This is a genomic window from Micromonospora sp. WMMD708, from assembly GCF_049315245.1.
Lineage (GTDB): Bacteria > Actinomycetota > Actinomycetes > Mycobacteriales > Micromonosporaceae > Micromonospora > Micromonospora wenchangensis.
This window is the reverse complement of record NZ_CP186060.1, coordinates 4,846,693-4,867,003: the sequence shown is the minus strand read 5'-3', so window position 1 is coordinate 4,867,003 and position 20,311 is coordinate 4,846,693. Positions and strand designations below refer to the sequence as shown.

Genomic DNA, 20,311 nt, shown 5'->3' with positions numbered 1-20,311 from the left:
GCCGGGCCACGGCGGCAGCCGGCCCCGCGTTCGGCGACCTCCACCACGGGCATATAGCAGTCGCGCTCGGCGTTGACCCGTGTCAGGATTGCCGGTACATGCACAGAACGGACAGGAGTCGCAGCTTGCGAGACCAGGAGACCCACACCCCCTACTCGGACGACGACCTCGACGCCACGACCGGCGAGTACGAGCTGTCGGAGCGGCAGGCGTTGCGGCGGGTCCCCGGCCTCTCCACCGAGCTGACCGACGTCACCGAGGTCGAGTACCGCCAGCTGCGGCTGGAGCGGGTCGTCCTCGTCGGCGTCTGGACCGAAGGCACCCAGCGCGACGCCGACAATTCGCTGACCGAGCTGGCCGCCCTGGCCGAGACGGCCGGTTCACAGGTGCTCGAAGGGCTCATCCAGCGCCGCAGCCGCCCCGACCCGGCCACCTACGTCGGCCGGGGCAAGGTCGACGACCTGACCGGCGTGGTGCTCTCCACCGGCGCCGACACGGTGATCTGCGACGGCGAGCTGTCCCCGTCCCAGTTGCGGAACCTGGAACAGCGCACCAAGGTCAAGGTCGTCGACCGCACCGCGCTGATCCTCGACATCTTCGCCCAGCACGCCAAGAGCAAGGAGGGCAAGGCACAGGTCGAGCTGGCCCAGCTCGAATACCTGCTGCCCCGGCTGCGTGGTTGGGGCGAGACGCTCTCCCGGCAGACCGGTGGTTCCGGGCGGGGTGGCGGCGCCGGCGGCGGCGTGGGCCTGCGTGGTCCCGGTGAGACCAAGCTGGAGACCGACCGTCGGCGCATCAGGCACCGCATCGCCCGCCTACGTCGGGAGATCAAGGCCATGCGCACGGTACGGCAGACCAAGCGCGCCCGCCGTTCCCGCAACGCGGTGCCGGCCGTGGCCATCGCCGGTTACACCAACGCCGGCAAGTCGAGTCTGCTCAACCGGCTCACCGGTGCGGGCGTGCTGGTGGAGGACGCGCTCTTCGCCACCCTGGACCCGACCACCCGGCGGGCCACCACCTCGGACGGGCGGATCTACACGCTGTCCGACACGGTGGGCTTCGTCAGGCACCTGCCGCACCAGATCGTCGAGGCGTTCCGCTCGACGCTTGAGGAGGTCGCCGAGGCCGACCTGGTGGTGCACGTGGTCGACGGCACCCACCCCGACCCTGAGGAGCAGGTCCGGGCGGTGCGCGAGGTGCTGTCCGAGGTCGGTGCCGACCGGCTGCCCGAGCTGCTGGTGGTGAACAAGACCGACGCCGCCGACGAGGAGACCCTGCTGCGGCTCAAGCGGCTCTGGCCGGACGCGGTCTTCGTCTCCGCGCACAGCGGACGCGGCATCGACGGGCTGCGCGAGGTGATCGAGCAGCGGCTGCCCCGCCCGGCGGTGGAGGTCCGCGCGATCGTGCCGTACGACCGGGGTGACCTGGTGGCCCGGCTGCACCGGCAGGGCGAGGTGCTCAGCACCTCCCACCTGCCCGAGGGCACGCTCCTGCACGTCAGGGTGGGGGAGGCGCTGGCCGCCGAGCTGACGCCGTTCGTGGCGGCGGGTGATCCGGCGGTGGCCGGCAGCCGGTGAGCGCTCCGGTGTGACCTGAGGTTCATCGCGGCATGCGACACTGACGCCATGCGCCGCGCTGTCTCCTCGGTCACGGTTGCCCTCGCCCTGTTCGGCGCGGCCGTGGCACCCGCTGCCGCCGCCGGGGCGGCACCGGTCTCCGCCGTCCCCGCCGGGGTGGCCCCGCCCGTCGCCGGCGCGGGGCCGCTGGCCGTCGGGGCGGGTCCGCTGCTCGCGGCGGCAGCGGGCAAGAAGAAGTGCACGATCACCGACGAGCGGCTGCGCGAGCTGTCCGGTCTGGTCGCCACGAAGACCGGCTACATCGTGATCAACGACGGCACCCTCCAGGAGAGCCGCAAGCGGGTCTTCTTCCTGGACACCAAGTGCAAGATCGCCAAGGAGCCGGTGAAGTACTCCGGTGACGGCCCGTTCGACACCGAGGACCTGGCGCTCTCGCCCGACGGCAAGACCCTCTGGATCGCCGACACCGGCGACAACGTCACCAGCAGGGAACGGCGTACCCGGGTCGCGGTCTGGACGATGCCGGTCAGCGGGTCGAAGCAGCCGGTGCTGCACCGGCTGTCGTACCCGGAACGCAAGCCGCACGACGCCGAGGCGCTGCTGGTCGGCGCGGACGGCCTGCCCCTGGTGATCACCAAGGTGCCCAGCGGCAAGGCGGAGATCTTCACCCCGGAGGCCAAGCTCGACCCCGACGGCGACACCGAGCCGGTGCCGATGAAGAAGGTCGGCGAGATCACCCTGCCCAAGACCACCACCGACAATCCGCTGAACATCATCGGCCGGGTGGCGATCACCGGGGCGGCCCGCTCGCCCGACGGCAGCCGGGTGGTATTGCGCACCTACGCCGACGCCTTCGAGTACGACGTCAGTGGCGGGGACATCGTGGCCGCCCTGACCACGGGCAAGCCCCGGGTCACCCCGCTGGCCGACCCGTTCGGCGAGGCCATCTCGTACACCCCGGACGGCACCGGGTTCGTCACCGTCTCCGACGGCGGGGAACTCGCCCCGGAGGACCCGATCGACATCCTCGGCTACACGCCGTCGACCAAGGGCGCCGAGCCGGTCGAGGGTGCGGCGGGGGCCAAACCGGCGGCCGAGAGGTCCTGGTACGACAACCTCAGCCTGGACCAGATCACCTATCTGATCGGTGCGGTCGGCGTGATCGGCGCGCTCCTGGTCGGGGCCGGCATCGTCGGGATCGTCAGGTCCCGGCGGCGGGCCGCGACGGCCGGCGACGACCCGGTCGACCAGGACGACGACGTGTTCACCTCCGGCGCGGTCTCCCGGGCCGAGGGGCTGTCGGCCGCCGACGGTCCGCGCACTGCCGACCCGGTCGCGGACCGGCCGCGTGGCGGCGGTGTCTACGGTGCTCCGGCGGCGGCCGGCGGCGCGCCCGCCCGGCCGGCCGGCGGCGCGGTCTACGGCGGCGGTCGGCCCCCGGCCGGGGCCGGTGCGGTTCCCGCCGGCCGTCCGGGTGGTGGTCCGCCACCGTCCGGCGGCCGTCCGGCGGGTGGCGGTGTGTACGGCGGCGGTCGTCCCGCCGGTGGTGGGGTCTACGGTGCGGCCCCGGCGGGCGGTCCGGCGGGCAACGGCGCGGGTCCGCGCGGCGGCGCGCCCCACGGTGCCCCGGCCGGCGGCGCGTCCCGGGGCGGCCCGCCCGCCGCGAACCCGCGCGGTGGTGCTCCCGCCGGTGGGCGCGGTGGTGCCCCGGCCGGTGGGCGCGGTGCTCCTCCGGCCCGTGGTGGTGCCCCGGTGGACGGGCGCGGCACGCCGCCGGGTGGTCGTGGTGGCACGCCGCCGGACGGACGCGGTGCTGCCCCGGCCGGCGGCCGTGGTGGCGTCCCGGCCGGTGGGCGCGGTGGTGCCCCGTCCGATGGCCGAGGTGGCCCACCCACCGGTGGTCGGGGCGGTCCGCCCGCGGGCGGACGTGACGGTGGCCGCGGTGGCCCACCCGCAGGTGGCCGCGGCGGTGGTGGCGGTGTCTACGGCGGTGGGCGGGCAGAGCCGCCGCGCCGGGATGCGGCCGGCCCTCGCGAGCCGCGCTCCGGCCCGCGCCGCGACGGCCACGACGACCGGCGCGGCGGCCAGTACGGCCCGCCGCCCGGTCGCAGCGGCGAACGCTACTGACGCTGCGGCGGACCTCCCGTCGACACCTGACCAGCGGCCTCCCCCGGGGAGGTCGCTGGTCAGCGTACGGGTCAGATCCGGCGGAGCACGGCGACGACCCGGCCCATGATGGTGGCGTCGTCACCCGGGATCGGATCGAAGGCCGGGTTCTGCGGCATCAGCCAGACGTGGCCGTCGCGCCGCCGGTAGGTCTTGACGGTCGCCTCGCCGTCGAGCATGGCGGCCACGATGTCACCGGCCTCGGCGATCGGCTGCTGCCGGACGACCACCCAGTCGCCGTCGCAGATCGCCGCGTCGAGCATCGAGTCGCCCTTGACCTGGAGCATGAAGACCTCGCCCTCACCCACCAGCTCGCGGGGGAGCGGGAAGACGTCCTCCACCGCCTGCTCGGCGAGGATCGGCCCACCGGCGGCGATCCGGCCCAGCATCGGCACGTACGCCGGGGTGGGGCGCTGGGCGCGGCTCAGCTCGTCGTCGGCGTCCCCGCCGGGGGCGCGCACGTCCACCGCGCGGGGCCGGTTGGGGTCGCGCCGTAGGAAGCCCTTCTTCTCCAGCTCCTTGAGCTGGTAGGCGACGCTCGACGGGGAGACCAGGCCGACGGCCTCACCGATCTCGCGGACGCTCGGCGGGTAGCCGTGCCGCTCGACCCAACTGCGGATGAACTCCAGGATGCGGCGCTGCCGGGCGGTCAGGTCGACGGCGCTCGGGTCGGGGAAGCCGCTGACCACCGGCGTGACCGGGCGGACGGCCGGTTGGCCGGTACGGCTGCGGGCGGCGCGGGGACGCCGACTGGCCGGGGAACCCGCCTCGGCGATCGGCTGCGGGTTCTTCTGCCGGCTGGCCCGGTCCTCGGTCACGTCCGTCCTCCCTGGTCGGCGCTGGGTGCCTTGGCGGCTCGTGGTGCGTGCGGGGGTGTCGCGGTGCCGGACCGACGTGGTGCGCCGTGCCCGGTCGTTCATGACCGTATAGGTGAGATCGGTCATTTTCAAACATCTGTACGACGCAACTCGGCGTGTCGGGTGGAAATCCTGGCCTTTCGTACGCCTGTTCTGGTAGATGGTACGTCCCCGTCGGGTCGGCGTCCGGCGGGTCGTCGGCCTGGTCGCGTCGTCCGTCCGGGGGTCGTGTCCGGACGGCCGGTAACCTCCCGTGGGCTCCGTCGGTTGCACCCAGCGTGTCCCCGGGGCGACGGGTCGCCGCCGGTGGTCGGAGGTGACGCGCCGGACACGCCGGCAACTTGACCCGACCTCCTCGGCGGCCTACGGTCGACCCCTAGATGTAGTAGTCACACGGGCGTAAGTTGCCCACAGGTTGGGTTCGACTACCCACCGCACTCCCGTATCGTCGACCCCGGCGACGGCCGGCGAAGCCGGCTCCGCCGGGCCGACGCGTGCCCGGAGGTGGGCGGGCGGCCCCGGTCGATCAAGGAGGTCAGGCGATGCGGTGCCCGTACTGCCGGCACGCCGACTCCCGGGTGGTCGACTCGCGCGAGGCCGACGACGGTCAGCTGATCCGTCGCCGGCGCTCCTGCCCGGAATGCGGCAAACGGTTCACCACCGTCGAGGAGGCCGTGCTCGCGGTGGTCAAGCGCAGCGGCGTGACCGAGCCGTTCAGCCGGACCAAGATCATCGGTGGGGTGCGCAAGGCGTGCCAGGGGCGGCCGGTCGACGAGGACTCCATCGCCCTGTTGGCCCAGAAGGTCGAGGAGACCGTCCGGGCCAAGGGTGCGGCCGAACTGCCGAGCCACGACGTGGGACTGGCGATCCTGGGCCCACTGCGCGACCTGGACGAGGTGGCCTACCTGCGCTTCGCCAGCGTCTACCGCTCGTTCGACTCGCTCGCCGACTTCGAACGGGAGATCGAGACGCTGCGGGCCGCCGCACAGGCCCGCGCCGACGCGGCCGGGGCCGCCGGCCGTACCGATTGAGGCCGACCGTACCGATTGAGTCTTTTCCGACAGCAACGACCTTGATTCTGACAGTGACGACGCGTGGCGGGTGGCCGCGCAGACGAGGGGGCCGATGAGATGGCGGGGGACGGCGTGACAACAAGCCGGTCGCGGGCGGCGAAGAACGGCGCGGTGACGGGGCTCAAGGTGCAGCGGGTCTGGACGACCGAGGGCGTGCACCCGTACGACGAGGTGACGTGGGAACGCCGCGACATCGTCATGACCAACTGGCGGGACGGCTCGATCAACTTCGAGCAGCGCGGGGTGGAGTTCCCCGAGTCGTGGAGCGTCAACGCCGCCAACATCGTCACCACCAAGTACTTCCGGGGCGCGGTGGGCACCCCGCAGCGCGAGTGGTCGCTCAGGCAGCTCATCGACCGGGTGGTCAGCACCTACCGGGCCGCCGGTGAGCAGCACGGCTACTTCGCCAACCCGGCCGACGCGGAGGTCTTCGCGCACGAGCTGACCTGGATGCTGCTGCACCAGGTGTTCAGCTTCAACTCGCCGGTCTGGTTCAACGTCGGCACCCCGTCGCCGCAGCAGGTCAGCGCCTGCTTCATCCTTTCGGTCGACGACTCGATGGACTCCATCCTGGACTGGTACAAGGAGGAGGGGCGGATCTTCCAGGGCGGCTCCGGTGCCGGGGTCAACCTCTCCCGCATCCGGTCCTCGAAGGAACTGCTCTCCTCCGGCGGCACCGCCTCCGGCCCGGTCAGCTTCATGCGCGGCGCGGACGCCTCCGCCGGCACCATCAAGTCCGGCGGTGCCACCCGGCGCGCGGCCAAGATGGTCATCCTCGACGTGGACCACCCGGACATCGAGGAGTTCGTGGCGACCAAGGCGCGCGAGGAGGACAAGATCCGCGCGCTGCGGGACGCCGGCTTCGACATGGACCTGGGCGGTGCCGACATCGTCAGCGTCCAGTACCAGAACGCCAACAACTCCGTGCGGGTCTCCGACGAGTTCATGACGGCGGTGGAGAACAACGGCGGCTTCGACCTGCGCGGCCGGCTCGACGGGCAGACCATCGAGACGATCGACGCCAGGAAGCTGTTCCGCACCATCTCCCAGGCCGCCTGGGAGTGCGCCGACCCCGGGCTGCAGTACGACGACACCATCAACGACTGGCACACCTGCCCGGAGACCGGCCGGATCACCGCGTCGAACCCGTGCTCGGAGTACCTGCACCTGGACAACTCCTCGTGCAACCTGGCCTCGCTCAACCTGATGAAGTTCCTCCGCGCCGACGGCGGCTTCGAGGTGGAGAAGTTCGTCAGGTCGGTCGAGTTCGTCATCACCGCGATGGACATCTCGATCTGCTTCGCCGACTTCCCGACCGAGAAGATCGGCGAGACCACCCGCGCCTACCGGCAGCTCGGCATCGGCTACGCCAACCTCGGCGCGCTGCTGATGGCCTCCGGCCTGCCGTACGACTCCGAGCAGGGGCGCTCGGTCGCCGCCGCGATCACCTCGCTGATGACCGGGACCGCGTACCGCCGGTCGGCCGAGCTGGCCGGCATCGTCGGCGCGTACGACGGCTACGCCCGTAACGCCGAGCCGCACAAGCGGGTCATGCGCAAGCACGCCGCCGCCAACGATGCCATCAAGCCGGCCGGCACCGTGGCCACCGCCATCCAGCGCGAGGCCACCCGGCAGTGGACCGAGGGCAACAAGGTCGGCGACCGCAACGGCTGGCGCAACTCGCAGGCCAGCGTGCTCGCCCCGACCGGCACCATCGGCCTGATGATGGACTGCGACACCACCGGCGTCGAGCCCGACCTGGCGCTGGTGAAGTTCAAGAAGCTGGTCGGCGGCGGCTCGATGCAGATCGTCAACCAGACCGTGCCGCGCGCCCTGCGCAGCCTCGGCTACCCGGAGGAGCAGGTCGAGGCGATCGTCGAGCACATCGCCGACCACGGGCACGTGGTGGACGCCCCCGGCCTCAAGCCGGAGCACTACCCGGTCTTCGACTGCGCGATGGGCGAGCGGTCCATCGCCCCGATGGGGCACGTGCGGATGATGGCGGCCGTCCAGCCGTTCATCTCCGGGGCCATCTCCAAGACGGTCAACATGCCGGAGCAGGCCACCGTCGCCGACGTCGAGAAGATCTACTTCGAGGGCTGGAAGCTCGGCCTGAAGGCGCTGGCGATCTACCGGGACAACTGCAAGGTGGGCCAGCCGCTGTCGGTGGCCAAGCCCAACAAGGGCGCGGCCGAGACCGCGGCTCCCGCCGCCGAGGTCGAGAAGGCCGTGGAGAAGGTCGTCGAGTACCGCCCGGTGCGCAAGCGGCTGCCGAAGAAGCGCCCCTCGCAGACCGTCTCCTTCTCGGTCGGCGGCGCGGAGGGTTACCTCACCGCCTCGTCCTACCCGGACGACGGCCTCGGCGAGGTCTTCCTCAAGATGTCCAAGCAGGGCTCCACCCTGGCCGGGGTGATGGACGCCTTCTCGGTGGCGATCTCCATCGGCCTGCAGTACGGCGTCCCGCTGGAGACGTACGTCAGCAAGTTCACCAACATGCGCTTCGAGCCGGCGGGCATGACCGACGACCCGGACGTGCGGATGGCCGCCTCGGTGATGGACTACATCTTCCGTCGCCTGGCGCTGGACTTCCTGCCCTACGAGCGCCGTGCCGAGCTGGGCATCTTCACCGCCAAGGAGCGGGCGGCGCAGTTGCGGGCCGAGGCCGACGCGGAGGCCGCCGGCACGGACCTGACGGCGATGGCGTCCTCGGCCCCGGTGGAGGCTGCCGAGCCGAAGACCGGCCCGGTGGCCCAGCCGGCCCAGGAACTGGCCGGGGTGGCCGCCGTCAAGCCGGCACCCGCCGTGGGTTCCTCCACCGAGCTGCTGGAGGCCGTGATCGGCAAGGCCGCCGACGCGCCGCTCTGCTTCACCTGCGGCACGAAGATGCGCCCCGCCGGTAGCTGCTACGTCTGCGAGGGCTGCGGCTCCACCAGCGGTTGCAGCTGACGTACGCGTCACACGGAGGGTCGGCATCCGACGGGTGCCGGCCCTCCCGCGTTCCGTCCCCATCATCGACCCCGGTGGGGCGGGGTAGCGGCATCGGTCCTACCCGGACACCGCCACCTCGCTCCCGTTGCGCGGATCACGCCGACGGCGGCGCTCCGGGGGCCGCGCCGGACGGGCGCGACGGCGATGATCGGGGCATGACCACCGCCGACCGGTACGTCGAGTTCGCCACCCGGGAGGCGCACGGCATCTCCCCGGCCTATGAACGGTTGGCCCACGCGGTCGCCCGCGACGACGACCTGCTCGCCCTGCTGGACGGCCTGCCCCCGGCCAGGCGGCAGCCGCAACTGCTGCTCGGCGTGGTCCGCTGGCTCGGTGGCCCGGTCGACGACCCGTCCGCCTTCCGCGCCTACACCAAGGCGCACTGGCCCGCCATCCGGGCCGCGATGCTGACCCGGGCGGTGCAGACCAACGAGGCCGGCCGCTGCGCGGCGCTGCTGCCGGTGCTGGCCGCCCTGCCGCAGCCGCTGGCGCTGCTGGAGGTCGGCGCGTCCGCCGGCCTCTGCCTCTACCCCGACCGGTACGCCTACCGCTACGGCGACCACCTGCTCGGCGGTGGCGACCCGGTCCTCGACTGCACGCTGACCGGGACCGGGCCGCCGACCACCCGCCCCGAGGTGGTGTGGCGGGCCGGCCTCGACCTGAACCCGCTCGACGTCACCGACCCGGCCGACGTGGGCTGGCTCGACGCGCTGATCTGGCCGGAGCACACCCATCGCAGGGCCCGGTTGCGGGCGGCAGCGGCGGTGGCCGCCGCCGACCCACCGGAACTGGTGCGGGGCGACCTGGTGGACGACCTGCCGGCGCTGGCCGCGCGGGCACCGGCCGGCGCGACGCTGGTGGTCCTGCACACCTCCGTGCTCTACCAGGTGCCGCCGCCGCGCCGGGGGGCCTTCGTCGCGCTGGTCCGCGCCCTGCCCGGTCACTGGGTGTCCGCCGAGGCGGCCGACGTGCTCGGGTGGGACGCGGACGCGCTGCCGGCCCCGCCCGACGGGACGTTGCACAACGTGCTCGCCCTCGACGGGACGCCGTTGGCCTGGATGCGCTCGCACGGCCAGGAGGCACACTGGTTCGGCTGATCCCAGGTGACCGGCCCGATCCGGCGGGGACGTGACGCGGGTCATGACGTTCCGTGAGTGTGACGGGACAGCGGATGAGATCGATCATCATTAGGCTGGGGTGCCGACGACTCCGGTGAGGTGTCATGGCGAAGCCGTCGCTGCCCCGTCCCGCCCTGCTCAGCCGTGCCCCGTCGGTCCGGTGGATCGCCGCCGGCGTCGCTCCGTTCGGCTGGGGTCTGCTGGTCGGCTGGTGGACACCGCGTGGGCCCGGCACCAACGCCGAGGCCCTGACGTCGATCCTGGTCAGTCTCGCGGTCGGCGGGTTCGCCGGCTGGGCGGGCCGGTCCCGCTGGGCGATGTTCGCGGCTCCGGTGCTCTTCGCGCTCGCCGTCGAGCTGGTCCGCTGGCCGCTGCGGGGGCCGACCGTCGACGTCCCGCACCTGAGCGGTTTCGGTGTCGGCGCGCTGCTGCTGGGGCGGGGCGTACACGGACTGCTGTCCCTGCTGCCGTTGCTGGTCGGCGCGGCGTACGGGGCGGGCCTGGCGCGACGGACCGCTCCGACGGCGGGCCGCCGTCCGGTGTGGACCTGGCTGGGGCGGGCCGGGGTGGGCCTGCTCACCACGGTGGTCGCCCTGGTGACGGTCGGGGTGGCGCTGCCGGCCGCAACGGCCGCCGTACCGGGTGGGATCGCCGAGCTGACCACGGTGCGCGGCGGGGGCGACCGGGAGTTGGGGGTGCTGCTGCGGGGAGCCGACCGGCAGGCCCCGGTGCTGCTCTTCCTGCCCGGTGGGCCGGGCAGTTCCGAGGTGGGGGCGGTCCGGCGGCACCTCGCCGGGCTGGAACGGCAGTTCGTGGTGGCTGTCGTGGACCGGCGGGGCGCGGCACGTTCGTGGGCGGCGTTCCCGCCCTCCTCGTCGTTGACCCTCGACAGTGAGGTCACCGACCTGCTCGCCGTCGCCGACCGGCTGCGGCAGCGCTTCGGCCGGCCCGACGTCTACCTGGTGGCGCACTCCGGGGGGACGCTGGTCGCCGCCGTCGCCGTGCAGCGCCGCCCGGAGCTGTTCCGGGCGTACGTCGGGGTCGGCCAGGTGGTCGACCTGCGGGCCGCCGACCGCAGCCAGTACGCCGACACCCTCGCCTGGGCGCGCCGGACCGGACGGGACGATCTGGTCCGGCAGTTGACCGACCTGGGGCCGCCACCGTATCCGGACATGTACCACTATGAGCCGCTGCTGGCCAACGAGGCCGCCGCCTTCGACTTCGACCGCACCGGCAACCACGAGGGCCGGGGCGGGACGGGGGAGAACCTGGGCGTCGCCGAGTACACCCTGCTGGAGAAGGTGCACGTGCTCGGCGGCGGTCTGGACGGCTGGGACGTGCTCTACCCGAAGGTCCAGCAGGTCGACCTGCGTACCCGGGTGCGGCAACTCGCGGTGCCGGTCTACCTGGTCGACGGCGTACACGAGGTGCCGGGCCGGCTGGCCCTGACCACCCAGTGGTACGCCCAGCTCCAGGCCCCGCACAAGGAGCACGTGGTGCTGGACGCCGCCGGTCACCGCTCGCTCTACCAACGGCCCGGCCCCTTCGTCGACCTGCTGATCCGGGTCCGCGCCGAGACCGCCGGCCCGGGGCAGTGAACCCGCCGGGTCCGTAGACTCCTCGTGGTGAGTGGCGAACGACGTCCGCTGGCGGACCGGCCGCTGACCGAGCCGCACCCGTCCCGGCTGCCGCCGGAGCACCCCGACCGGGCACGGATCCTGGCCGCACACGCCGCTGCGCTCGCCGCCGGGGACGCCGGCTATCCCGACCCGGCCACCGGCCTGTTCGTCCTCACCGCCGGCTTTCTGGCCCGGCGTGGCACCTGCTGCGGGCGGGGCTGTCGGCACTGCCCGTACGTCGACGACTAATTCGGCGGCCCCGGCTGCCCCGCCCACCTAGATTGGGGCGGACCGACGGGGGATCGATGACGGCGCAACTGACCGACGGTCGGGCGGTACGCCCACCGCTGTGGCGGGACCGGAGCTTCGCCCTGTTCTGGGCCGGCCAGACGGTCGGTGAGCTGGGCACCCGGATGTCCGGGGTGGCGGTGCCGCTGCTGGCCGCCGGCCCGATGCGGGCCAGCGTGTTCCAGGTCTCCCTGCTGACCGTGCTGGCCTGGCTGCCGTACCTGGTCTTCGCGCTGCCGGCGGGGCTGCTCGCCGACCGGGTCGACCTGCGCCGGCTGATGATCGGCTGCGACCTGGGCCGGGCCGCGCTGCTGTCGTCGCTGCCGGCGGTCGCCCTGGTCGGCCGGCTCACCCTGGCCTTCCTGTACGTCGTCGTCGGGCTGTGCGGAGTGCTCACCGTGCTCTTCACCGTGGCCTACAAGAGCATCGTGCCGGCGCTGGCCCCGGCGGACCGGCTGGTCGAGGCGAACGCCCGGCTGACCGTCACCGCCGACACCGCCGCGCTGGTCGGGCCGACCGTCGGCGGGGTGTTGGCCGGGCTGGTCGGTGCCGCCCGGACGTTTCTCGGCACCGCGCTGGCGTTCCTGCTCAGCGCGGCGACGCTGGCGGCGGTCCGCCCGGTGCTCCGGGACCGCGGGCTCACCGACCGGGTGCCGGTGCGGGTCGCCCTCACCGAGGGGCTGCGCTTCGTCGGCCGGCGTCCGATCCTGCGTAGCATCCTGGCCTGCACCGCCACCTCGAACTTCTTCGCCATCGGCACCACCGCGCTGGAGGTCAGCTTCCTGGTGCGGGAGCTGCGGGCCGGCCCGGCCACGGTCGGGCTGGTCTTCTCCCTGGGGGCGGTCGGCGGTCTGGTCACCGGCGCGTTCGCCGCCCCGCTGTCCCGCCGGATCGGCACGGCCCGGGTGATCTGGGTGGCGATGGCGGTGCCGGGACCGCTCTACCTGCTGGTGCCGTTGGCCCGACCCGGGTGGGGGCTGGCGCTCTACGTCGTCGGGCTGGCCGCGTTCTCCGCCAACGCGGTGCTGTTCAACGTGTCGATCCTGTCGTACCGGCAGCGGATCACCCCGCCGGAGCTGCTCGGCCGGGTGAACGCCGCGTTCCTGTGGGTCTGCTTCGGGGTGGTTCCGCTGGGGGCGCTGACCGGCGGCCTGCTCGGCAGCCACTGGGGACTGCGGCCGGCGTTGGTGGTCTGCGCGCTCGGCACCTGGAGCGCCGCCCTGTTCGTGGTGCTGTCTCCACTGCGGAGCCTGCGCGACCTGCCGCCGGGCTGACGCCGCAGAGGCGGACCACCCGGGTCTTCCGTCCGGCAACCCCAACCCGTACGGTTTCCGACGGACACCGGCGGGTTCCCCGCCGACGATCACGGAGGTGTGCCCGTGCACGGGCGGATCTGGCTGGCCGGCGTGGGCGTGCTGCTGACCACGGGCTGTGGCGCGTCGGAGGTCGAGCCGGTACCGCTGCCGACCGGGGAACCGGCCACCGTGCAGGTGGGTGCGGCCTCGTCCGGTGGGGCGTGCCGGCTGCTCGATTTCGCGGTGGTCGAGGAACACACCGGGGCCCGCTTCGACGTGGCCGCCGCCAGCGAGCGCGGTGACACCCGGACCTGCGTGGTGCGGGCCACCGACGCCACCTGGCCGGAGCTGACCCTGACGGTCACCGACACCTCGATCGACGTGCCGACCTTCACCGCCGACGTGCTGCCCGCCGGGGCGAACAAGGTGTCGAAGCTGGGTCAGGCCGCCTACCGCCGGACCGGCGCGAAGACCGCGAAGCGCGGCCCGACGGCCGAGGTGGGGTGGCTCGCCACCGAGGACCGGTTGGCCACGCTCCGCTGGACGTGCCGGCCGGACGACGACCGGGCGGCCGCCGACGAGGTGGCCGACCATCTCGTCGACCTGGCCAGGACGCTCGACACCCGGTCGCTGTGACGGCTGTTCGCTGGGACGCCCGGTCGCGGTGACGGCGGGCCGCCGCCGGGGCGGTCAGTGGGCGGCGACGAAGACCCGGGAGGCGACCTCGCGGGGCAGCCGGACCCGTTCGCCGGAGCGGTCGATGAACACCCCGTCGCGTTCCTGGGCGACGGTGACCGTGGCGCCCGGGTCCACCCCGGCGGCGTGCAGTTGCCGCAGCACGTCGGCGTCGGTCTGCACGCTCTCGCAGATCCGCCGGACCACCACCTGCCCGGTCAGCCCGGGGAAGGCGAGGTTGCGTTCACCCTCGACCGGATCGCTGGCCCCGGCCTGCGGTGAACCCAGCTCCTCAAGCCCCGGGATCGGGTTGCCGTACGGCGAGCGGGTGGGGCGGTTGAGCAGGTCGTACACCCGCTTCTCGACCGCGTCGCTCATCACGTGCTCCCACCGGCAGGCCTCCTCGTGGGCCTCCTCGTAGGGCATCCCGATCACGTTGACCAGCAACAGTTCGGCGAGCCGGTGCTTGCGCATCACCGACACGGCGGTGCCCCGGCCCAGTTCGGTGAGCGCCAGGTGCCGGTCGCCCTCGACGGTGAGCAGCCCGTCGCGTTCCATCCGGGCCACGGTCTGGCTGACGGTCGGCCCGCTCTGCCGTAACCGCTCGGCGATCCGGGCACGCAACGGCGGCACCCCCTCCTCTTCGAGTTCGAGGATGGTGCGCAGGTACATCTCGGTCGTGTCGACCAGGTCATGCTTCACGTCAGCGGCCTCCCGGTGGTCGATGCTACCCCGGCGCACGAAGATCGACCTGCGCCGAAACGCGAGGTCGGTACCCCGATGGTGTTGACTGGACGTCATGTCCGGTACCGATGACCCCCTGATCGAGCCGGACCGGCTCGCCACCGAGCTGGCCCGGCCCGACGCACCGACCCTGCTGGACGTCCGCTGGCGGCTGGCCGGCCCGCCGGGACGCGACGACTACCTCGCCGGGCACCTGCCCGGTGCGGTCTTCGTCGACCTGGACACCGACCTGTGCGGTCCGCCCGGCGCGGCGGGCCGGCACCCGTTGCCCGACCCGGCCGCCCTCCAGAACGCGCTGCGGGCCGCCGGGGTCCGCGCCGGTCACCCCGTCGTCGTGTACGACGGCGGCGACGGCCTGGCCGCCGCCCGCGCCTGGTGGACGCTGCGCTGGGCCGGCCACCGGCCGGTCCGGGTGCTGGCCGGTGGCTGGGCGGCCTGGTGTGCCGCCGGGCTACCGCACACCGTCGAGGTGCCCCCCGTCACACCCGGTGACGTGACGGTGCGGCCGGGTGCGCTGCCGGTGCTGGACGCCGACGCGGCGGCGGCCCTCGCGGCGGCCGACGACGGGGTGCTTATCGACGTACGGGCCGCGCCCCGCTACCGGGGTGAGACCGAGCCGATCGACCCGGTGGCCGGGCACGTGCCGGGCGCGGTCAACCTGCCAGCCCCCGGGTACGTCACGGAGGGGCGCTACCCGGCGGCCGACGTGCTGCGGGACCGGTTCGCGGCGGTGGGGGTGCGCACCGGCGCGCCGGTGGGGGCGTACTGCGGGTCGGGGGTGACCGCCGCGCAGGCGGTGCTGGCGCTGCACCTGGCGGGCCGGCCGGACGCCGCGCTCTACGTCGGCTCGTGGAGCGGGTGGGTCGCCGACGGGTCCCGCCCGGTGGCCACCGGCCCGACACCCGGCGGCTGACCTGCACGTGTGGTGGGCGGGTGGTGACCGTCGTGCGACGATGACCCCATGTCGGACGACACGCTGGTGGTGTGGGACGAGTCCCTGCTCGACTACGACATGGGGGAGCACCCGCTGGACCCGGTCCGGGTCGAGCTGACCGTGGCGCTGGCCCGGGAGTTGGGCGTGCTGGACCGACCGGGGGTGCGGCTGGTCGAACCCGAGCCGGCCGACGACGCGACGCTGACCCGGGTGCACCGGCCCGACTACCTGGACGCGGTCCGGGCCGCCCCCCGCGATCCGCTCTTCGCCGGGTACGGACTGGGCACCTCGGACAATCCGGTCTTCGACGGGATGCACGAGTCCAGCGCGCTGATCGCGGGGGCGAGCGTGGCCGCCGCCGAGGCGGTCTGGCGGGGCGAGGCCCGCCGCGCGGTCAACGTGGCCGGTGGGCTGCACCACGCCATGCCCGACCGGGCCGCCGGGTTCTGCGTCTACAACGACCCGGCGGTGGCCATCGCCCGCCTGCTCGACCTCGGTGCCGAGCGGGTCGCCTACGTCGACGTCGACGTGCACCACGGCGACGGCGTGCAGGAGGTCTTCTACCACGACCCCCGGGTGCTCACGGTGAGCCTGCACGAGACCCCGCTCGCGCTCTTCCCCGGCACCGGGTTCCCCGACGAGACCGGCGGGCCGGGGGCGCAGGGCAGCGCGGTCAACGTGCCGCTGCCGCCGGGCACCGACGACGCCGGGTGGCAGCGGGCCTTCCACGCGATCGTGCCGTCGGTGCTGCGCGCGTTCCGGCCGCAGATCCTGGTCACCCAGTGCGGTGCCGACGGGCACCGGATGGACCCGCTGGCCGATCTGCACCTGTCGGTGGACGGGCAGCGCGCCACCTACCTGGCGTTGCGGGCCCTCGCCGACGAGTTGTGCGACGGCCGCTGGGTCGCCACCGGCGGCGGCGGGTACGCCCTGGTGGAGGTGGTGCCCCGGGCCTGGACGCACCTGCTGGCGGTGGCCACCGGCGACCCGCTCGACCCGGCCACCCTCACCCCGCCCGGCTGGCGCACGCTGGCCGCCCACCGGCGACCCGGCCACGACGTGCCGCTGCGGATGACCGACGACGTCGACCCGGAACACCGGCCGTGGCAGCCGACCGGGGAGCCGAACTCGGTGGACCGGGCCGTGGCGGCCACCCGCAAGGCGGTGTTCCCGCTGCTCGGGCTGGACCCGTACGACCCGCGCGACTGAGCCGGGGACCTGGGGAGGGACCGGTGACCACTGTCGACCAACCGGTGGACGTGCTGCTCAGCGACGGCAGCACCGTCGCACTGCGACCGATCCGGCCGCAGGACGCCCCGGAGATCGTCGCCATGCACGGGCGGTTCTCGGAACGCACCCGCTACCTGCGGTACTTCTCGCCGTACCCGCGCATTCCGGAACGGGACCTGCACCGGTTCGTCACCGTCGACCACCGCGACCGGGAGGCGTTCGTGGTGCTGGCCGGCGACCGGATCGTCGCCGTCGGCCGGTACGAGCGGCTGGGGCCGGGCGCCCCCGAAGCCGAGGTGGCGTTCGTGGTGGAGGACGCCTACCAGGGCCGGGGGATCGGTTCGGTGCTGCTGGAGCACCTGGCCGATGCGGCCCGCCGGGCCGGCATCGGGCACTTCGTCGCCGAGGTGCTGCCCACCAACGGGGCGATGCTGCGGGTCTTCGCCGACTTCGGCTACCAGGTGCAACGGCAGTTCGCCGACGGGGTGGTGCACCTGACCTTCCCGATCGCGCCGACCGAGGCGACCCTGGCCGTGCAGCGGGGTCGGGAACACCGCACCGAGGCCCGGTCCATCGCCCGGCTGCTCGCCCCACGCGGGGTGGCCGTGTACGGGGCCAGCGCCACCGGTCAGGGCGTCGGCGCGGCGCTGCTCGGGCACCTGCGCGACGGCGGCTACCCGGGGGCGATCGTGCCGGTGCACCCGGTGGCGCGCACGGTGGCGGGGCTGCCCGCGTACCCGTCGGCGGCCGACGCGGGGGTGGCGGTCGACCTCGCGGTCGTCGCGGTGCCCCCCGACGCGGCGGCCGCGGTGGTGGCCGACGCCGCCGCTGCCGGCGCGCACGGCCTGGTGGTCATCTCCGCCGGCTTCGCCGAGGCCGGCCCGGCCGGTGCGGCGGCCCAGCGGTCCCTGGTCCGGGCGGCACACGCCGCCGGCATGCGGGTCGTCGGCCCGAACTGCCTGGGGGTGGCGAACACCGACGAGCGGGTACGCCTCAACGCCACCCTGGCCCCGGTGCTGCCGGCCCCCGGCCGGGTGGGTTTCTTCAGCCAGTCCGGCGCGTTCGGGGTGGCGCTGCTGGCGCAGGCGCAGCGTCGCGGGCTGGGCCTGTCGAGTTTCGTCTCGGCCGGCAACCGGGCCGACGTGTCCGGCAACGACCTGCTCCAGTACTGGCAGGACGACCCGGGCACCGACGTGATCCTGCTCTACCTGGAGACCTTCGGTAACCCGCGCAAGTTCGCCCGGCTGGCCCGCCGGATCGGCCGGGACAAGCCGGTGGTGGCGCTGGCCTCGCTGGCCCGCCCGGCCGGACCGGCGCTGGACGAGGCCGCCGTCAGCGCGCTGTTCGCCCAGTCCGGGGTGATCCGGGTGGACACCGTCGCCGAGCTGCTCGACGTCGGGGTGCTGCTGGCCCACCAACCGCTGCCCGCCGGGGACCGGGTCGCGGTGGTGGGCAACTCGTCGGCGCTGACCGGACTGGCCGCCACCGCCTGCGCCGGGCAGGGCCTCACCGTCGCCGACGGCTACCCGCTCGACGTCGGTCCGCACGCCGGGGTCGCCGAGTTCACCGCCGCGCTGGCCGGGGCCGCCGCCGACGACCGGGTGGACGCGCTGGTGGCGGTCTTCGCCCCGCCGCTGCCGGGGCAGCTCACCGTCGAGGAGGCGGACGTCACCGCCGCGCTGCCGGCGACGCTGGCCGCCGGCAAGCCGACCGTGGTGACGTTCCTCGCCGGGCGGGTGCCGGCGGGGCTGCCCGCGTACCCGAGCGTGGAGGAGGCGGTGCGGGCGCTGGGCCGGGTCGGCCGGTACGCCGGGTGGCTGCGGCGGGACCCGGGCACGGTGCCGGAGCTGACCGGGGTGGACCGGGAAGCCGGACGGGACGCGTTGCGCGGTGACACCGCCGACCCGGTGGCGCTGCTCGCCGCGTACGGCGTCGAGGTGGTCGGGTCGGTGCCCGCCGGCAGCGTCGACGAGGCGCTCGCCGCCGCCGACCGCTGCGGGTGGCCGGTGGCGTTGAAGGCCGCCGCGCCCGGCCTGCGGCACCGCCTCGACCTGGGTGCCGTCCGCCTCGACCTGGCCGACCCGGTCGCCCTGCGTCGGGCGTACGCGGACCTGGCGGCCGGCTTCGGCGCGCAGGTGCTGGTCCAGCCGATGGTGCCGCCCGGGGTGGCCTGCGTGGTGGAGCTGCGGGAGGACCCGGCGTTCGGGCCGGTGGTCGGTTTCGGGCTGGGGGGCGTCGCCACCGAGCTGCTCGGCGACCGGGCCTGGCGGGCCGTGCCGTTGACCGACCGGGACGCCGCCGAACTGGTCGACGAGCCCCGGGCGTCGCCGCTGCTGCGCGGGCACCGGGGTGCCGCCCCGGTGGACCGGGCGGCCCTGGCCGACCTGCTGCTGCGGGTGGGACGGCTCGCCGACGAGCAGCCCCGGGTGCGGTCGCTCACCCTCAACCCGGTGCTGGCCCGCCCGGACGGCATCTCGGTGCTGCACGCGGCGGTGGGGGTCGGCACCGCCGGGGCCCGCCCCGACACCGGCCCGCGCCGGCTCTGACCGTGTTTCCCGCTCGGCCCGGCGGCGGGCGGTGACGAGACCCCGGACAGCGGTCAGGCCCCCGGCGAACCGCCGGGGGCCTGACCGCGAACCGTCCCGCTCAGCAGGCGTACGCCTCCAGCCGCTGCGCCCGCTCCGGGTCGCGCAGCTTGAGCAGGGTGACCTTCTCGATCTGCCGGATGCGCTCCCGGGACAGGCCGAACTCCTTGCCCACCTCGTCGAGGGTGCGCTGCCGGCCGTCGTCGAGGCCGAACCGGAGCCGGATCACCGCCTGCTCCCGCTGGGACAGGGTGGCGAGCACGATGCGTACCTCGTTGCGCAGTTCGCCGTTGGCGGCGGCGTCACCCGGCGTGGTGCGCGGGTCCACCGAGGCGACGAAGTCACCGAGGGCGCTCTCGCCGTCCTCGCCGACGGCCTGGTCGAGGCTGACCGGCTCCCGGTCGTACGAGATCAGCTCGATGACCTGGAACTCGGGGATCTCCATCGCCCGGGCCACCTCGGAGACGATCGGCTCGCGACCCAGCGTGACCGACAGTTCCCGGCGGACCCGGACCATCCGGTTGACCTGCTCGACCATGTGCACCGGGATGCGGATGGTTCGGGCCTGGTCGGCCATCGCCCGGGTGATCGCCTGCCGGATCCACCAGGTGGCGTACGTGGAGAACTTGTAGCCCTTGGTGTAGTCGAACTTCTCGACGGCGCGGATCAGGCCGAGGTTGCCCTCCTGGATCAGGTCGAGGAAGGCCATCCCCCGCCCGGTGTACCGCTTGGCGATGCTGACCACCAGGCGCAGGTTCGCCTCCAGCAGGTGGTCCTTGGCGGCGCGACCCTCCCGGGCGATCAGCGCGAGGTCGGCGTGCAGGTCGCCGGAGACGGGGGTGCACGTCGACAGCTTCTCCTCGGCGAACAGCCCGGCCTCGATCCGCTTGGCCAGCTCCACCTCCTGGGCCGCCGTGAGCAGCTTCGTCCGGCCGATGCCGTTGAGGTAGGCCCGGACGAGGTCGGTGGAGACCCCGCGCTCGTCGGTGGCGTCGAGGTCGGTGAGGGCTTCGGTGCCGTGCTCGGCGTCGATGGTGGTGGCCGGGCGCGTCTTGTTATCGATCATCTGCAGGGCCATCTCTGTGTCTCCCCGTGTCCGCTTTCGTGTCGCGTACCGGCGCCATCGGCCCCGGTGACGAACAGCTTTCCAACCGGGACGTGA

15 protein-coding genes are annotated in these 20,311 nt (G+C 73.9%); 12 read left to right on the top strand and 3 right to left on the bottom strand.

What is annotated here, in order from left to right; translation table 11 throughout:
• The first annotated feature begins 98 nt into the window (after window positions 1-98).
• Both hflX and ACN260_RS21375 read left to right on the top strand, forming a co-directional pair.
• Entirely contained in the window at window positions 99-1,577 is a 1,479-nt protein-coding gene (hflX, locus tag ACN260_RS21380) for a GTPase HflX (RefSeq protein WP_422752752.1), read from the top strand.
• A 48-nt stretch (window positions 1,578-1,625) separates the two neighbouring features.
• Window positions 1,626-3,704 carry a hypothetical protein gene (locus tag ACN260_RS21375; RefSeq protein ID WP_422752751.1) on the top strand — a complete coding sequence of 693 codons (2,079 nt, stop codon included), beginning with the start codon at window positions 1,626-1,628 and terminating at the stop codon, window positions 3,702-3,704.
• 71 nt (window positions 3,705-3,775) lie between these two features.
• Here the strand turns inward: ACN260_RS21375 and lexA are convergent, their stop codons facing one another.
• Window positions 3,776-4,561: a transcriptional repressor LexA gene (gene lexA / locus ACN260_RS21370; RefSeq protein ID WP_422752750.1), complete on the bottom strand. Its 786-nt coding sequence runs from the start codon at window positions 4,559-4,561 to the stop codon at window positions 3,776-3,778.
• A 581-nt stretch (window positions 4,562-5,142) separates the two neighbouring features.
• Between lexA and nrdR the strand changes: the two genes are divergently transcribed.
• From nrdR to ACN260_RS21335, 7 genes are all read left to right on the top strand, one after another.
• On the top strand, window positions 5,143-5,631 hold the full coding sequence (nrdR, locus tag ACN260_RS21365; RefSeq protein ID WP_204957009.1) for a transcriptional regulator NrdR: 489 nt from the start codon (window positions 5,143-5,145) through the stop codon (window positions 5,629-5,631).
• Between the two features lie 99 nt (window positions 5,632-5,730).
• Window positions 5,731-8,619 carry a vitamin B12-dependent ribonucleotide reductase gene (locus ACN260_RS21360; RefSeq protein WP_422752749.1) on the top strand — a complete coding sequence of 963 codons (2,889 nt, stop codon included), beginning with the start codon at window positions 5,731-5,733 and terminating at the stop codon, window positions 8,617-8,619.
• A gap of 197 nt (window positions 8,620-8,816) precedes the next feature.
• Entirely contained in the window at window positions 8,817-9,758 is a 942-nt protein-coding gene (locus ACN260_RS21355) for a DUF2332 family protein (RefSeq protein ID WP_422752748.1), read from the top strand.
• Between the two features lie 125 nt (window positions 9,759-9,883).
• Complete coding sequence (locus tag ACN260_RS21350; RefSeq protein ID WP_422752747.1) at window positions 9,884-11,377, top strand: alpha/beta fold hydrolase; 1,494 nt, start codon at window positions 9,884-9,886, stop codon at window positions 11,375-11,377.
• A gap of 27 nt (window positions 11,378-11,404) precedes the next feature.
• Window positions 11,405-11,647 (top strand): DUF5522 domain-containing protein, encoded by a 243-nt coding sequence (locus ACN260_RS21345; protein WP_204923959.1) that lies wholly within the window; start codon window positions 11,405-11,407, stop codon window positions 11,645-11,647.
• Window positions 11,648-11,703: 56 nt separating this feature from the next.
• Window positions 11,704-12,960, top strand: a complete 1,257-nt coding sequence (locus tag ACN260_RS21340) for an MFS transporter (protein ID WP_422752746.1) — start codon at window positions 11,704-11,706, stop codon at window positions 12,958-12,960.
• Between the two features lie 105 nt (window positions 12,961-13,065).
• The gene (locus tag ACN260_RS21335) at window positions 13,066-13,617 is read left to right on the top strand and encodes a hypothetical protein (protein ID WP_422752745.1); all 552 of its coding nucleotides are present in this window, start codon (window positions 13,066-13,068) and stop codon (window positions 13,615-13,617) included.
• Between the two features lie 54 nt (window positions 13,618-13,671).
• Here ACN260_RS21335 and ACN260_RS21330 read toward each other — a convergent pair whose 3' ends face one another.
• Complete coding sequence (locus ACN260_RS21330; protein WP_422752744.1) at window positions 13,672-14,358, bottom strand: metal-dependent transcriptional regulator; 687 nt, start codon at window positions 14,356-14,358, stop codon at window positions 13,672-13,674.
• Between the two features lie 97 nt (window positions 14,359-14,455).
• Between ACN260_RS21330 and ACN260_RS21325 the strand changes: the two genes are divergently transcribed.
• From ACN260_RS21325 to ACN260_RS21315, 3 genes are read left to right on the top strand one after another with little or no spacing between them, the layout of a single operon-like run.
• Entirely contained in the window at window positions 14,456-15,313 is an 858-nt protein-coding gene (locus ACN260_RS21325; RefSeq protein WP_422752743.1) for a sulfurtransferase, read from the top strand.
• Window positions 15,314-15,361: 48 nt separating this feature from the next.
• Window positions 15,362-16,543: an acetoin utilization protein AcuC gene (locus tag ACN260_RS21320; protein WP_422752742.1), complete on the top strand. Its 1,182-nt coding sequence runs from the start codon at window positions 15,362-15,364 to the stop codon at window positions 16,541-16,543.
• 23 nt (window positions 16,544-16,566) lie between these two features.
• A complete protein-coding gene (locus tag ACN260_RS21315; protein ID WP_422752741.1) occupies window positions 16,567-19,110 on the top strand; it encodes a GNAT family N-acetyltransferase in 2,544 nt (847 codons plus the stop codon).
• A 100-nt stretch (window positions 19,111-19,210) separates the two neighbouring features.
• On the opposite strand, the gene sigB is transcribed toward ACN260_RS21315, so the two are convergent.
• The gene (gene sigB, locus ACN260_RS21310) at window positions 19,211-20,227 is read right to left on the bottom strand and encodes an RNA polymerase sigma factor SigB (protein ID WP_422752740.1); all 1,017 of its coding nucleotides are present in this window, start codon (window positions 20,225-20,227) and stop codon (window positions 19,211-19,213) included.
• Window positions 20,228-20,311: the final 84 nt, after the last annotated feature.

Excerpts from the sequence above, each read along its gene's own strand:
- ACN260_RS21375 (WP_422752751.1), top strand. The coding sequence starts at position 1,626 with ATGCGCCGCGCTGTCTCCTCGGTCACGGTTGCCCTCGCCCTGTTCGGC.
- ACN260_RS21340 (WP_422752746.1), top strand. The coding sequence starts at position 11,704 with ATGACGGCGCAACTGACCGACGGTCGGGCGGTACGCCCACCGCTGTGG.
- ACN260_RS21320 (WP_422752742.1), top strand. The coding sequence starts at position 15,362 with ATGTCGGACGACACGCTGGTGGTGTGGGACGAGTCCCTGCTCGACTAC.
- ACN260_RS21350 (WP_422752747.1), top strand. The coding sequence starts at position 9,884 with ATGGCGAAGCCGTCGCTGCCCCGTCCCGCCCTGCTCAGCCGTGCCCCG.
- ACN260_RS21325 (WP_422752743.1), top strand. The coding sequence starts at position 14,456 with ATGTCCGGTACCGATGACCCCCTGATCGAGCCGGACCGGCTCGCCACC.
- ACN260_RS21360 (WP_422752749.1), top strand. The coding sequence starts at position 5,731 with ATGGCGGGGGACGGCGTGACAACAAGCCGGTCGCGGGCGGCGAAGAAC.
- hflX (WP_422752752.1), top strand. The coding sequence starts at position 99 with ATGCACAGAACGGACAGGAGTCGCAGCTTGCGAGACCAGGAGACCCAC.
- nrdR (WP_204957009.1), top strand. The coding sequence starts at position 5,143 with ATGCGGTGCCCGTACTGCCGGCACGCCGACTCCCGGGTGGTCGACTCG.
- sigB (WP_422752740.1), bottom strand. The coding sequence starts at position 20,227 with ATGGCCCTGCAGATGATCGATAACAAGACGCGCCCGGCCACCACCATC.
- ACN260_RS21355 (WP_422752748.1), top strand. The coding sequence starts at position 8,817 with ATGACCACCGCCGACCGGTACGTCGAGTTCGCCACCCGGGAGGCGCAC.